Source organism: Dyella silvae (assembly GCF_026421305.1).
In the GTDB taxonomy this organism is placed as follows: domain Bacteria; phylum Pseudomonadota; class Gammaproteobacteria; order Xanthomonadales; family Rhodanobacteraceae; genus Dyella; species Dyella silvae.
This window is the reverse complement of the sequence record NZ_JAPJBQ010000003.1, coordinates 345,273-358,555: the sequence shown is the minus strand read 5'-3', so window position 1 is coordinate 358,555 and position 13,283 is coordinate 345,273. Positions and strand designations below refer to the sequence as shown.

The 13,283-nt window shown below is 62.9% G+C and carries 11 protein-coding genes and 1 tRNA gene; 2 read left to right on the top strand and 10 right to left on the bottom strand.

Annotation, left to right across the window (positions count from 1 at the left end):
* Positions 1-24: 24 nt before the first annotated feature.
* Genes OQE56_RS10165 through OQE56_RS10150 form a run of 4 tightly spaced genes read right to left on the bottom strand, consistent with a single transcriptional unit; the run spans position 25 to position 2,741 of the window.
* Positions 25-621: a pilus assembly PilX family protein gene (locus tag OQE56_RS10165; RefSeq protein ID WP_267224022.1), complete on the bottom strand. Its 597-nt coding sequence runs from the start codon at positions 619-621 to the stop codon at positions 25-27.
* A 1-nt stretch (position 622) separates the two neighbouring features.
* Complete coding sequence (locus OQE56_RS10160) at positions 623-1,573, bottom strand: PilW family protein (protein WP_267224020.1); 951 nt, start codon at positions 1,571-1,573, stop codon at positions 623-625.
* A 47-nt stretch (positions 1,574-1,620) separates the two neighbouring features.
* On the bottom strand, positions 1,621-2,145 hold the full coding sequence (gene pilV, locus OQE56_RS10155; RefSeq protein WP_267224018.1) for a type IV pilus modification protein PilV: 525 nt from the start codon (positions 2,143-2,145) through the stop codon (positions 1,621-1,623).
* Positions 2,145-2,741 (bottom strand): pilus assembly FimT family protein, encoded by a 597-nt coding sequence (locus tag OQE56_RS10150; protein ID WP_267224016.1) that lies wholly within the window; start codon positions 2,739-2,741, stop codon positions 2,145-2,147. The genes pilV and OQE56_RS10150 overlap by 1 nt, the downstream gene beginning before the upstream one ends.
* Before the next feature lie 468 nt (positions 2,742-3,209).
* Between OQE56_RS10150 and OQE56_RS10145 the strand changes: the two genes are divergently transcribed.
* Positions 3,210-4,364, top strand: coding sequence for an alpha/beta fold hydrolase (locus tag OQE56_RS10145; RefSeq protein WP_267224014.1), 1,155 nt, complete (start codon positions 3,210-3,212; stop codon positions 4,362-4,364).
* 137 nt (positions 4,365-4,501) lie between these two features.
* Here OQE56_RS10145 and OQE56_RS10140 read toward each other — a convergent pair.
* The 6 genes from OQE56_RS10140 to murJ form a co-directional block, all read right to left on the bottom strand.
* A tRNA-Thr gene (locus OQE56_RS10140) sits at positions 4,502-4,577 on the bottom strand.
* Positions 4,578-4,629: 52 nt separating this feature from the next.
* Positions 4,630-5,589 carry a 4-hydroxy-3-methylbut-2-enyl diphosphate reductase gene (gene ispH, locus OQE56_RS10135; RefSeq protein WP_267224012.1) on the bottom strand — a complete coding sequence of 320 codons (960 nt, stop codon included), beginning with the start codon at positions 5,587-5,589 and terminating at the stop codon, positions 4,630-4,632.
* Positions 5,590-5,664: 75 nt separating this feature from the next.
* Positions 5,665-6,156, bottom strand: a complete 492-nt coding sequence (gene lspA, locus OQE56_RS10130) for a signal peptidase II (protein ID WP_267224010.1) — start codon at positions 6,154-6,156, stop codon at positions 5,665-5,667.
* Positions 6,157-6,332: 176 nt separating this feature from the next.
* Positions 6,333-9,197, bottom strand: a complete 2,865-nt coding sequence (gene ileS / locus OQE56_RS10125; RefSeq protein ID WP_267224009.1) for an isoleucine--tRNA ligase — start codon at positions 9,195-9,197, stop codon at positions 6,333-6,335.
* 111 nt (positions 9,198-9,308) lie between these two features.
* Entirely contained in the window at positions 9,309-10,262 is a 954-nt protein-coding gene (locus OQE56_RS10120) for a bifunctional riboflavin kinase/FAD synthetase (RefSeq protein WP_267224006.1), read from the bottom strand.
* A 58-nt stretch (positions 10,263-10,320) separates the two neighbouring features.
* A complete protein-coding gene (gene murJ, locus OQE56_RS10115) occupies positions 10,321-11,928 on the bottom strand; it encodes a murein biosynthesis integral membrane protein MurJ (RefSeq protein WP_267224005.1) in 1,608 nt (535 codons plus the stop codon).
* Between the two features lie 275 nt (positions 11,929-12,203).
* Here murJ and rpsT point away from each other — a divergent pair, with 275 nt between their 5' ends.
* The gene (gene rpsT / locus OQE56_RS10110) at positions 12,204-12,467 is read left to right on the top strand and encodes a 30S ribosomal protein S20 (protein ID WP_267224003.1); all 264 of its coding nucleotides are present in this window, start codon (positions 12,204-12,206) and stop codon (positions 12,465-12,467) included.
* Positions 12,468-13,283: the final 816 nt, after the last annotated feature.

Sequence of the window (13,283 nt, the reverse complement as noted above, 5' to 3'; positions counted from 1 at the left end):
GCCGCTCTGCCTGAAGGTGGATGATCAGCCCTGCTTGATCATGGCTTGCAGTGTGACGACGGCGCGGGATCCCGCAGCTTCCGGTTTGCCGCTGCGCGCGGTAATGCGATAGAACACCACGGACGTGGAAAGGCCCTGCGCGCCGTAGTTATGCGCATTGGCGCTTTGGTCGTAACCCGTGCTGGAGTTGGGGTCCTGCCAGTTGCCCATGTTCTCGATCACGTACTGCGGCTGCCCTGTGGCCAGCGCGCTGGCGGTGTACTGGCCATCGTCCGTGCCTGATGACACCGTGATGATCTTGGTGCCATCCAGATTGGGATCGTTGAAAGGATTGGACTGGCACATCACACCGCCGGCCTGGCAATTGCGTGCGATCTCGTCCGGATTTTTCTCAATGCGCAGTGCGGCGGCGCGCAGGGCCGCTTCGGCGTTCTGAAACGCCAGCTGACGGTCGTGAAGATTGGCCGCCATTTTCTGCTGCATCAGCGTGCCGCGTACGGCGGCAAAACCAACCAGGGTGATCACCACCAGCAGGATCAGGGCAACCACCAGGGCAATGCCTTTCTGTCCGGATGACGTGGCGGAGCGATGTGAATTTGCGCGATGTCGGCGGGTCAGCATGTCAGCGCACCCTGTTACGTATGGTGGTGGTGGTGGTAAAGCTGCGAGTCACTGGCTTGGCGCTTGTACCCGCGCGACGGTCGGTGCTGATGATGGTCAGCGTGGCGCGCAAAGCATCGACCTTGTTCCAGTCAGTGATGTCGCTCGCGGCAGCGAAGCCCGCATTACCCGACTGGTGATAAGACAAGCTGAGGCCCGTGACGTCTCTCACCAGCTCCGAGGCGACTACGGTGGCAGCGCCGCTAGCACCGGTAGTGAGCGAAGCGCGATACAGCGAACTGCCGTTGGCGGTTTTACCCACATACCAGTGCGAGGCGTTCAACTTGGCAATCTGCGAATTCGGCACGAACACGTAGCTGCTGGTGCTGCTGCACACGGTGGGATAGTTCAGATCTTTGGTGCAGTTGCCGGGCGCGCCGCTGGTGTCATGCGTGAGCGTGGTGCCGCTGACGCCGGACACCTGCACCAGCGTGGCATGATCCGGGTCGCAGACCAGGATGATGTCGCCCGTCTGCAGACTGGTGGCCGACTCGTTGAGCGTGAAGCTACCCGTGGGCTCGGCATTGGCCTTTACGCTCAGGCCGCTGGGTTGAGCGCCGAGGAGCATGAGGGAGTCGGTGCCGGCCAACCGGTTCGCGCCAGCCACAGGGTCGGTTTGCCCTGCGCCATAGCCTTTCACGGCGTTGTTCCAATCCGTCCACCAGTTGCCGCCTTTGACGACGTTCGCCACGCGGCCGCTGTTCTCGCAACCACTGAGTCCGGCTGCGCGGACATCACGAGCCATCATTTCAAAGGCAATGCGCGCGCTGTCCTGCACATCGCTCAACGCCTTGTTGGTGCGGTACACCTGTTGGTTGGAAAGAAACAGACTGCCGACGCCTGCAATCACCACCAGGCCGAGCAGCATCGCCACCATCAACTCGACCAGCGTAAAACCGGATGTCCGGCTCACGCGAACAAGCCAGCGCAAGTTTTGCCGGCCATGCGACTGACACTTGTTCATAGGATGGCCCTGGTCTTGACAGTCTGCAGCGTGGTGCCACCCGCGCCCTTGCGAATGTCATTGAATTCGATGGTGACGGTGCAATCACCGCTCGTGGAGCAAGTGATGGCACCGGTGGTGGTGGCAACCTGCCCCAGGTTGTCGCCCAGCTGTTTGCACCACTGATTGAGCTGATCGGCCGCCATGCTGCCGGTGCCATCAGGGCACTTGTCTGCGGTGATGACTTTGCTGGTGTTGTAGGCACCGCCACGGGCGTTGCCCAGATCGGCCCGCATCGCATCCAAGATGGAGTAGCTGGCCATCGTCGCCATGCTTCGCGCCATGGCGCTGTTGTTGGTCGACAGCGACATGGCCTGCAATGCTGCGATGCCAAGGAAGGCAATGGCGATGATCAGCACCGCCACCAGCACTTCGATCATGCCTACGCCCGCCTGGGCATGACCGCTGCTGCGGCGTACGTGCCATGCGCGCGAGCGGCTGCCGGCCTGTGGGCGTTTCATCACACGGAGCAAAGCCATCATCACGAGCACGTCTCCGTTTTGGTGGTGATGTCGAGCGTGGATCCGGCGGTCATGCGAACAACGCGGTGGTTGTCCGTGCCAAGCGCATCGGTGCAGATGTCCACCACGGTGTCGGCGTAGGGCGCCGCGGCGCCCAGTGCATAGGCGAGCCCCTGGGCGTTGAATCGCAGCGCCTTGATGTTGCCCTTGAGCTGCACAGGGCCAGTGATACCGGGCAGCCCGTCGCGTAGTTTTTCGGCAACGCGCTTACCATCTGTCTGGGTGGTCAGGCCAACCAGCGCCCCGGCCGACGTGCCGCACGTAGCGCCAAGCGTGGTTTCCGTTGTGTTGTCGGAAGCGGAGTCACTGCAGAACAGCACACTGCTATTGCGCTTGATCGCCTCCATGCGGGCCGTACGGAGCGCAACGACGACTTCGTCCGCCGCCGTGCTGAGGCGGTTGGTCAGGGTCATTTTGCGAAAGCTGGGAACCGCGATAGTCACGAGGACGACCGCGACAGCCAGCGTGATCATCAGCTCGACGAGGGTGAAGCCGCGCCCCCTGCCATACCTGCCGCTGATCCACGCGTTGCGTCGCAACGCAGACACCATCCGCATCGCCCCATCCCCCTAGTTGTTTCCTGGGGCGCGACTGTTACCTGACGTGAGTCTTACGCAAAGTCTTACGACGACGAGCGGTAGGATTTTGCCGTTAAGCGGTAATTTCTTGCCGACTCACTGCCAATTTGCGCGCGTTTGGCGCAATAACTAACGCGTCAGGTGGATGTAGCTTGCATATGACTGACTTTTTGAACATGTCATCGCAATAATTTACGCGTTCATTACGGCCGGGTCCGACCCGAAACACGCTCTTCTGCTCGCTGCGAAAGAGCACGTACTGCCATCAACGGGGCCACTGCCTCCCACCGCCCGACGGACGTCCGCGAACTGTCCACGGACATGCAGCCGCCATCTCGCCGAACGCGTGGATGGCCTGGCAGCGCAGGTTCGCACCTTTGCGGGCAGTGGCGCGCTCCTTGCTGTAGGGATCAGCGATCCACTCATAAGCAGAAAGGAATCGTATTCATGCGTCGTGCTTTGCTCTCGTTGGTTGCCGCATTTGCCGTTTGCATCGGCCTACCTGACGTTCGTGCCGAAGCGCCCTCTCCTCCCCGCGATCGGTCGGAGGCGGTAAAGATCATCGCCGACATGCAACGCATCGTTGCGCCCAACGGCATCGACAGGCACGAGAAGGTGCGCATCGGCGGCATCGATCAGTGGGTCAGCATTCGCGGCAACGATCGGCGCAACCCGGTGCTTTTGATGTTGCACGGCGGTCCGGGATGGGTATCCATGCCCACGAGCTGGTACTTCCAGCGCGGCTGGGAGGAGTACTTCACCGTTGTGCAGTGGGATCAGCGTGGCGCTGGCAGCACGTACGCTGCAAACGATCCGGCGGCTGTCGCTCCCACCATGACGCCGGAACGCATGGTTGCCGACACCGAAGAGATGGTGACCTGGCTAAGAAAGGAGTTGGGGCAAAAGAAGATCTTCTTGCTCGGCCACTCCTGGGGATCGTACCTGGGCATGGAGATCGCTCGGCGGCACGGCGACTGGCTCTATGCGTATATCGGCATTGGCCAGATGACCAACATGCCTGAGAGTGAACGTCAGGGCTGGACGTTTGCCATGGACGAGGCGCGCAAGGCCGGCAATGCGCAGGCCATCAGAGAGCTTCAGTCGATTGCCCCCTATGCCACGGGAGCCGCACCGGAGTCGCTTGCCCATGTGATGATCCAGCGAAAGTGGCTCGATCAATTTGGCGGCATGGTTTATCAACGAACCGGCGGCGATGCGGAAAGCGCAGCCATGTCGCTCTCCCCCGCTTACACCGACAGCGATCTGAAGGCGATCGATACTGCCAGCCAGTACTCGATCGAGAAGTTGCTCAGCACCGCGCTCACCGTGGACTTCAGTGATGTGCGGCATCTGGATTGTCCGGTATTTCTCTTTCTCGGACGGCACGATCACAACGTCTCATCCAGCCTTGGCGAAGCCTGGTACGGCAACCTGCAGGCGCCATCGAAGCGACTGGTCTGGTTTGAAAATTCGGCGCATGAAGTCATGGTGGAGGAGCCGGGCAAGACGCTGGTGTCGCTCGTGGCCTACGTGCGCCCATTGGCCGACGAAAGCACTGACAACGCCAGGCCGGCGCCCGCTGCAGGCGCTGGCGCGCGATAACCCTTCCACTGAGCAATCGGCAATGGGCGACACCCGGCCGCCAAAAAGAAAAAGGCCTCCAGGTTTCCCTGGAGGCCTTTCGTGAGACTAGCCGCGACATCACCACTAAATCATTGATGCATCGAGACAATTCGTGCTGGTGCCGGAAATAGGAATCGAACCTACGACCTACGCATTACGAATGCGCCGCTCTACCAACTGAGCTATTCCGGCGAGGAACCGCCAATTCTACGGAGCCCGGGAACACCGCGCAAGATGGGAAGGCTCAGAACGACGCCGACGTACCGCCAGCGATGCGTAGTTCCTTGGGCAGCGCAAAGGTAATGGTCTCCGGCTCGCCGTCCAGTTCACGCACGCCGCCAGCACCCCACGACTGCAGGCGTGCAATCACGTCGCGCACGAGCTTTTCAGGCGCCGAAGCGCCCGCGGTAAGCCCGATGCGGGTGACGCCATCCAGCCAGCTGCGTTCGATGTGCTCGGCGCCGTCGATAAGGTAGGAGCGCACACCCTCTTTCTCCGCCAGCTCGCGCAGGCGGTTGGAATTGGAGCTATTGACCGAGCCGACCACCAGCATCAAATCCACGGAGCTGGCGAGGCGGCGCACGGCATCCTGACGGTTCTGCGTGGCGTAGCAGATGTCGTCCTTGCGGGGGCCTTCGATGTCGGTGAACTTGGCGCGCAGCGCTTCGATGATCGCCTTGGTGTCGTCCACCGACAGCGTGGTCTGGGTGACGTATGACAGCTCGTGCGGGAATTTCGGCTCGAGCCTGGCGACGTTAGCAACGTCTTCGACCAACAGAATTTCGCCCGTGTTGGCAGGGTTCCACTGGCCCATGGTGCCTTCCACTTCGGGATGGCCGGCATGGCCGATGAGCACGACGCTGCGACCCACTCGCCCCAATCGCGCCACTTCCATATGCACCTTGGTGACCAGCGGGCACGTCGCGTCGAACACCTTGAGGCCGCGCTGGTCGGCTTCCTCGCGCACCGCCTTGGAAACGCCGTGAGCACTGAAAATCACCGTGGCGCCATCGGGCACTTCGTGCAGTTCTTCCACGAACACCGCGCCATCGGCACGCAGCTTGTCGACCACATAGCGGTTGTGCACCACTTCGTGACGCACGTAGATCGGCGCACCGTACGACTCAAGCGCACGCTCAACGATGGCGATGGCGCGATCCACACCAGCGCAGAAGCCACGGGGGTTGGCGAGCAGAATATCCACGGAAGCTTCGGACCTATCGGGGGCTGACAGGTCCGTATTATCGCACGGCCTGTTCAGCCGTACGTGAGGACAGGTTCAGGACTTCGCCTGGCCCTGAAACATGCCAAAAACCACCAGCATGACCGCGCCCACGGTAATCCCGCAGTCGGCGAGATTGAACACGGGGTAGCTCCACTCCTGGTAATAGACCTGGATGAAGTCGGTGACCTGGGCCGCATGCAGGCGATCGATCAGGTTACCCAACGCGCCACCGACGATCAGACCCAGCGGCATGGCCGTTTTCCAATCCCGGCGATGCGTGCGCGAAAGCCACACCATCAGCACGGCGCTTATCACGACGGCCAGCACGACGAAGAACCAGCGCTGCCAGCCCGTGTTGTCAGCGAGGAAACTAAAAGCTGCGCCCTTGTTGAAGGCCAACGTCCAGTTGAGGAAGCCCGGGATCACCGCGTGCGGCATGCCCGCTGGCTGCAACGCCGCGAGCGCCCACCACTTGCTCAGCTGGTCGAGCACGATGACGGCGATGGAGAGCAGCAGCCAGGAAAGGGCGTTGGGTTTGGGTTTCATGAAGAGATCAGTGTGCGAGTTAACTCCCTCTCCCCTCCGGGGAGAGGGTTGGGGTGAGGGGCCAATCTTGCGGCAAGGTTGAAATGGGGTGAGCAGGCTCTTTTGAAGCTCTACTGCGAGCACCCACCCCTCACCTCGGTCCTCTCCCCGGAGGGGAGAGGAAGAAGTGTTGTGCTTTAGAACCAGCGACGATCCTCGCCCGGACCATCCACATTGCTGATGCAGCGATCGCACAGCTCCGGATGGTTCGCATGCGTACCGACGTCGTCGCGGCGATGCCAGCAACGCACGCACTTCGTCGCGTCGCTCACCGTGGCCGACACCCACACATCGGCGCCTTCCAGTTCGGTCAGCACGGCATCCGCCGGCTGGCCACCGGCCAGATCCAGGCGCACGTCCGAGGTGATGAAGAAGAAGCGCAGCTCCGACGCCGTCGCCTGATAACGGGCAACGATGGACGCATCAGCGTGAACCGCCAGCTTGGCCTCCAGCGACGCGCCAATTTGCTCGCCCTTGCGCATGCCTTCGAGCACGCGCGAAGCGGTGTCACGGATGGCCAACAGATCGGACCAATAGCGGCGCTGCTCGGGCGAGCCCTGCGTCGCAGCAAGACCGTCGTACCAGGTTTCGAACAGCACGCTTTCGCTGCGCTCGCCCGGCAAGTGCTGCCAGATCTCTTCGGCAGTGAACGTCAACACCGGCGCAAGCCAGCGCACCAGCGCTTCGGCAATGCGGTACATCGCACTCTGCGCACTGCGGCGACCGTGGCTTTCGGTCGGCATCGTGTAGAGACGATCTTTGGTGATGTCGAGATACAACGCGCCCAGCTCGTTGGTGCAGAAGTTCTGCACGCGCTGCACGATCTCGGGGAAGTCATAGCGGTCGTAGGCAGCCGCCACAGCCTGCTGCACGTCGTAGGCCTGCTGCACAGCCCACTGATCGAGCAACAGACTCTGTTCCACCGGCACCAGGTGCTTGGCGGGGTCGAAGCCGTCGAGGTTGCCGAGCAGGAAGCGCGCCGTGTTGCGGATACGACGGTAGGTGTCGGACACGCGCTTGAGGATCTCGTCCGACAACGACATTTCGTTGCGGTAGTCGGTTGAGCAGATCCACAGGCGCAGGATGTCCGCACCCAGTGTCTTCATGATGTCCTGCGGCTCGATGCCGTTGCCCAGCGACTTGGACATCTTGCGGCCCTGCGCATCCACGGTGAAACCGTGGGTGAGCACGTCCTGATACGGCGCGCGATCGAACATCGCCGACGAGGTCAGCAGCGAGGACTGGAACCAGCCACGATGCTGATCCGAGCCTTCCAGGTACATCACCTTGTAGCTGCTCGCCTTGCCCTGCTGCAGCTCGGGGCGCTGGCCGACCACGGCGAAATGGCTGACGCCAGAGTCGAACCACACATCGAGTACGTCGAGGACCTTTTCATAGTCCTTGGCCTGATCGCCCAGCAGCTCGGCCGCATCCAGCGCGTACCACGCGTCGATGCCGCCTTGTTCGATGCGCTTGGCCACCTGCTCCAGCAACGCGACGCTGTCCGGATGCGGCTCCTGCGTCGCCTTATGGATGAACAGCGCGATGGGCACGCCCCAGGTGCGCTGGCGCGAGATGCACCAGTCGGGACGGTCGCCGACCATGCCGGCGATGCGCTCTTCACCCCAGCCCGGCACCCAGCGTACGTGCTTGATCGCGTCAAGCGCGGTGGTGCGCAGGCCTTCCTTCTCCATGCTGATGAACCACTGCGGCGTGGTGCGGAAGATCACCGGCGTCTTGTGGCGCCAGCAATGCGGATAGCTGTGCTCGATTTTGGCAAAGGCCAGCAGCACGCCGCGGCGACGCAGCAGCTCGACGATTTCGTCGTTGGCCTTCCAAAGGTGCTTGCCTGCGATGACGGTGCCGTCGAGTGCGGCAGGCGTGTCGGCACGATAAGTGCCACGCGCTTCGGTGTAGTTGAGCGTTTCGATGCCGTACTTGCGCGACACCACGAAGTCTTCCACGCCGTGGTCGGGCGACGTGTGCACGGCGCCGGTACCGTCTTCGGCGGACACATGCTCACCGATCAGCACCGGCACTTCACGGGCGTAGAACGGATGCTTCAGCAGCGTGCCTTCCAGCGCCTGTCCTGCCACGTGGCCGAGCACTTTGGGCTCTTCCAGGCCATAGCGATGCGCAACCTTTTCCACCAGCGCACTGGCGATGACGAGCAGCACACGATGACCGTCACGCGGCTTGGCTTCGATCAAGGCGTATTCGAGTTCGCCACCTAGCGATACGGCCAGGCTTTCCGGCAGTGTCCACGGCGTGGTGGTCCAGATCGGGATGGCGACGATGGCATCACCCGCGTCGACGCCGAACTTCTGCGCCAGTGCCTTCGCATCCACCGCGTCGTAGGCAACGTCGACGGCCGGCGAGGCCTTGTCGGCGTATTCGATCTCGGCTTCAGCCAGTGCAGAGCCACAGTCGAAGCACCAGTACACCGGCTTGGCGCCGCGTACGACGTGGCCCTTCTCCACGATCTTGGCCAGCGCGCGCACCATGTCGGCTTCGTACTTGAAGTCCATGGTGCGATACGGATGTTCCCAATCGCCAAGCACGCCCAGGCGCTTGAAGTCGGTGCGCTGCAGGTCGATCTGCTGCTGCGCGTACTCGCGGCACTTCTGGCGGAACGCGGCGGTGTCGAGCTTGTCGCCCGCCTTGCCGAATTTCTTTTCCACCGCGATTTCGATCGGCAGACCGTGGCAGTCCCAACCCGGCACGTACGGCGCGCGGTAGCCGGCCAGCAGGCGCGACTTCACCACCACGTCCTTCAGCACCTTGTTCACCGCATGGCCAAGATGGATGGCGCCGTTGGCGTACGGCGGACCATCGTGCAACACGAACACCTTGTCGCGGCCCTCGGCGCGCTGCTGGATCTGCGCATAGCGGCCAACCTGCTCCCAGTCGGCCAGCCACTTGGGCTCGCGCTTGGGCAGATCGCCGCGCATCGGAAATTCCGTCTGCGGCAGGTTGATGGTGTTCTTGTAATCCTGGGTCATTGCCTGGGGATGCTCTGATCGGGGTTCTGGCGCGGCCCTGCCGACGCCCTTGGATTGCCTGGCGCCGCCATGGACAGGACGGAAGCGCCAACGTTACCGGATTTGGGCCGGCTACGCCTCGCTGAGACGCGGATTCATGCCCAGCAATTCGCGCGCCTGGCGTGCGTCTTTGGCCATCTGGACGGTTAAAGCGTCCAGATCGTCGAACTTCTGCTCGTCGCGCAGCTTGGCCACAAACTCCACCGCCATACGCTGGCCGTAGAGGTCGCCATCGAAATCGAACAAATGGACTTCCAGCAGCGGCTCAGGCACTTCGTTGACGGTCGGACGCACGCCAAGGCTGGCCACGCCGGGCCAACTGCATTCGCCCTCACCCAACCCCACCCGCACCGCAAAAATGCCGTGCACCGGGCTGGTGCGATCACGGAGATGGATATTGGCAGTGGGGTAGCCAAGCTGACGGCCCAACTGCTTGCCGTACTCCACTTTGCCCTCGACCACGAAGGGGCGGCCGAGCAGCGGGGCTGCACCGGCAAACTCGCCTGCCGCCAGCAGCATGCGCACACGAGTGGCGGATACGCGGGCCCCATCCAGCAAGACGGAGGGCATGGTGCGGGCGACGAAACCGTTCGCCTCCCCCATGTTCTGCAGCAGCGCGACATCGCCGCCCCGCTTGTGGCCAAAGCGGAAATCGCCACCCACCCAGACCTCGCGGGCGGCCAGCCGCTCCACCAGCACACGGCGGACGAAATCCTCGGCGGACATGGCAGTCAGGGCACGATTGAAGCGCATGAGCAGCACCTCTTCCATACCGGCTGCGTCGAAGCCGCGCAATTTCTCGCGCACGCTGGACAGCCGGGCCACCGGCTCCGGCGAAAAGAAGGCCCGCGGCAACGGCTCGAAGCTCACGACCACCGGCTTGAGGCCAAGTTCGGACGCGCGCTCGCGCACCTCTGCAAGCAAGGCCTGGTGACCACGATGCAAGCCGTCGAACGCGCCAACGGCCACCACACTGCCGCCGGGCGCCAGACAGGGGCCGGCGACATCCCTGGAAAGTCTCATCATCTGCCGAGTATAGCGGCTGACATGGGGTATCCCGCTGCCCCGGTACCGGGTATCAGCGTCACACGCCGCGCAGCTCACGCAAGCGGAAACCGGCCGCAAACAGCGTGACGACGTAGGCGCCACCGCCAGCGAGCACCAGCACGGCGAGATGCCACACGCGCGTCCACTTGTCAGTGTCGGTCCAGTCCGGCCAGACCCACATGCCGAGCAGCAGCACCGCCACCATCACCGCACAGGCGACCACCAGCCGCAGCATGTGCCGCGCCCAGCCCGGCTGGCGCTGATACACGCCGGCCTGCCGCAGCCAGCGCCACAGCAACCCCAGGTTGAGGTAGCTGGCCAGCGCACTGGCCATGCCCAGCGCCATGTGCAGACCCGGCACCTGTGCCACTGCGTCCAGCCAGGGCAGCTGCTTCTGCTCCGGCGTGGCCCAAAGAGAGAACAGCAAGGCCACAAACACGATGTTGAGCACCATGTTCGCCACCAGCGAGGCGACGCCGGCGCGCACCGGCGTCCGGGTGTCCTGGCGGGCGTAGAACGCCGGCAAGGCCACTTTGACCAAGGCAAACGCAGGCAGACCGAAGCTGAGCGCCGTGATCGACAGCGTGGCCATGTGCGTATCGAATGGCGTGAAATGGCCATGCTGAAACAGCGTTGCCACCAATGGCTTGGCCAACAGCATCAGCGCAAACATGGCCGGCACTGCAATCAGCAGCGTGATGCGCAGCCCCCAATCCAGCGCCTTCGAGAAGCCCTCACGATCCGTCGTTACGTGGTGACGCGACAGCGACGGCAGGATCACCGTGCCCAGCGCCACGCCAAACAGGCCCAGTGGCAACTCGAGAAAGCGGTCGGCCTGCGACAGCCAGCTCTGCGAACCGGTGATCAGATAAGCGGCAATGACCGTGTCGAGCAGCAGGTTGATCTGCGCCACGGAAGATCCGAACAACGTCGGCACCATCAACTTGAGGATGCGGCGCACATCCGGATGGCTCCAGCCCCAGCGCGGCAGCGTCAGCAGATCCAGCCCGCGCAGCGAAGGCAACTGGAACAACAGCTGCAGCACGCCGGCCAGCATGATCGCCCAGCCCATCGCCATGATGGGCGGATGCAGGAAGCGCGAGAGCCACAGTGCGCCGCCAATCATGCACAGGTTGAGGATCACCGGCGTCAGCGCCGGCAACGCGAACTTGTGGAAGCTGTTGAGCGCGCCGCCGCACAGCGCCGTCAATGAGACGAACAGCAGAAACGGAAAAGTCAGACGCAGCAACTGCGTGGTGAGCTCGAACTTCTCCGGCGTATCGGCGGCACCCTGCGAAAACAGCGATGCCACCTGCGGCGCAAAAATCAGGCCCAGCGCGGTGATCAGCAGCAGCACGCCACCCAGCGTGCCGGAGACGCGCGACATCAGTTGCTTGAGATCCTCGTGGCTTCGCTTCTCCTTCACTTCCGTGAAGACCGGCACGAACGCCGTAGAGAACGAGCCCTCGGCAAACAGGCGGCGCATGAAATTGGGAATGCGAAAAGCCACCCAGAATGCGTCGGTGGCTGCGTTGGCGCCGAACACCGCATTGATCGACATATCCCGGACCAGACCGAGTACGCGCGAAATCATGGTCATGCTGCTGAACGACAGCAGCCCGCGGAACATGCTGGGAGACTTCATGCCTCTGACGTTGCCTTTGCTGGTGATACGGGCGGAAGCGGGCACGGAGCCCCCTGCCCCAGCCCGAAAGGCGCGTAGTTTGACAGCGAGAGGTGGCAAGATGACAGCTTGCACGTGGCATAATGCCGGCCGCTCGGTCACCTTTTCGCGTCCTACCCAAGGCGCTTCGCCGGGCGGGCGAGCCTTGACAAATAGCTAAGCTATTGACGCTGCGGCTCATTGACCGCATAATTGCCGTCTTTTTCCAACCCAGCAATCCATTCCGGAGTTCTACCTTGGCCAACATCAAGTCCGCGAAGAAGCGCGCGCGCCAGTCCGAGCAGCGCCGCCTGCGCAACGTCAGCGCCCGTTCCATGGTGCGCACCGCCCTCAAGAAGGTCGTCAAGGCCATCGAGGCCAAGGACAAGGCTGGCGCCGTCGAGGCGTTTGCTGCCGCGCAGCCGGTCATGGATCGCTACGCCGCCCGCGGCCTGATCCACAAGAACAAGGCTGCTCGTCACAAGAGCCGCCTCAACGCGAAGATCCGCGAGCTGGCGTAAGCCAGCCCCGCGTACTGAATCTCGGGTTGGCGAAGAAGCCGGCGAAAGCCGGCTTTTTTGTGTTTGCGCCGAGAGCGGGTCGGCGAAAGCCGGCCTTTTGTGCTTGAGAAAGAGCGGGCCCGGGAAAGGTGGCAAAGAGTGGGTGCTCGCAACACGGTTGAAATCCCTCACCGTCATCCCTGCGTAGGCCGGGATCCAGTAGCGGTATCGCTTGGCCTTAGCGTCTCGGCGACCGGGCTCGCCTGCCGCGGGCTTCCGACCTCCTGCCGGAGGCCGGGTCACTTTTCTTTGCTTGCCCAAAGAAAAGTAACCAAAAGAAACGGCACCCCGGATGAGGCGCCTTCCGGGCTGACGCCCTCCAGGTACGCGGTCGGGTTGCGGGGTTTGCCGACAGGGCATCCTGCCCTGACGCCAAACTGGCCGGCATCCATGCCGGCCACCCTTCGGGCTATTCCTCCACCCGCCCGCCGCCCCATACGGGGACCCGGAAGATCTAAGGCTCAAAGCCGACGGCTCGTGCAGCTGCGCTGCACATCGCGTTGTTGGGTCACGTTGTTCGTGCCTGAATGCCGCAAGGCTATGCCGTTATGCAGCGAGTTCTCCACGACGGTCGGGAAGCGTAGCGTCCTCTTTACCTTGCCTCAGCGGTCGGGAAGCGTAGCGACCACCCGCTTTAAGCCCTCTCCGCGATGGCGCGTTGCGAAGCGCTTGGAAGTACCCGCTGTGTAGCGGCGGAGGTTGCCAAGTAGCAACGCGCCTCAAGCGTTCGGGCTTATCCCTGCGCAATGCTGCCAGCTCTTCAGGCCATTTTCTTTG

What these genes read in the sequence shown, in the direction of transcription:
- murJ (WP_267224005.1), bottom strand. Translation starts at nt 11,928, where the DNA reads ATGAAGTCTCCCAGCATGTTCCGCGGGCTGCTGTCGTTCAGCAGCATG.
- OQE56_RS10150 (WP_267224016.1), bottom strand. Translation starts at nt 2,741, where the DNA reads ATGCGGATGGTGTCTGCGTTGCGACGCAACGCGTGGATCAGCGGCAGG.
- OQE56_RS10120 (WP_267224006.1), bottom strand. Translation starts at nt 10,262, where the DNA reads ATGATGAGACTTTCCAGGGATGTCGCCGGCCCCTGTCTGGCGCCCGGC.
- ileS (WP_267224009.1), bottom strand. Translation starts at nt 9,197, where the DNA reads ATGACCCAGGATTACAAGAACACCATCAACCTGCCGCAGACGGAATTT.
- OQE56_RS10165 (WP_267224022.1), bottom strand. Translation starts at nt 621, where the DNA reads ATGCTGACCCGCCGACATCGCGCAAATTCACATCGCTCCGCCACGTCA.
- OQE56_RS10145 (WP_267224014.1), top strand. Translation starts at nt 3,210, where the DNA reads ATGCGTCGTGCTTTGCTCTCGTTGGTTGCCGCATTTGCCGTTTGCATC.
- pilV (WP_267224018.1), bottom strand. Translation starts at nt 2,145, where the DNA reads ATGATGGCTTTGCTCCGTGTGATGAAACGCCCACAGGCCGGCAGCCGC.
- lspA (WP_267224010.1), bottom strand. Translation starts at nt 6,156, where the DNA reads ATGAAACCCAAACCCAACGCCCTTTCCTGGCTGCTGCTCTCCATCGCC.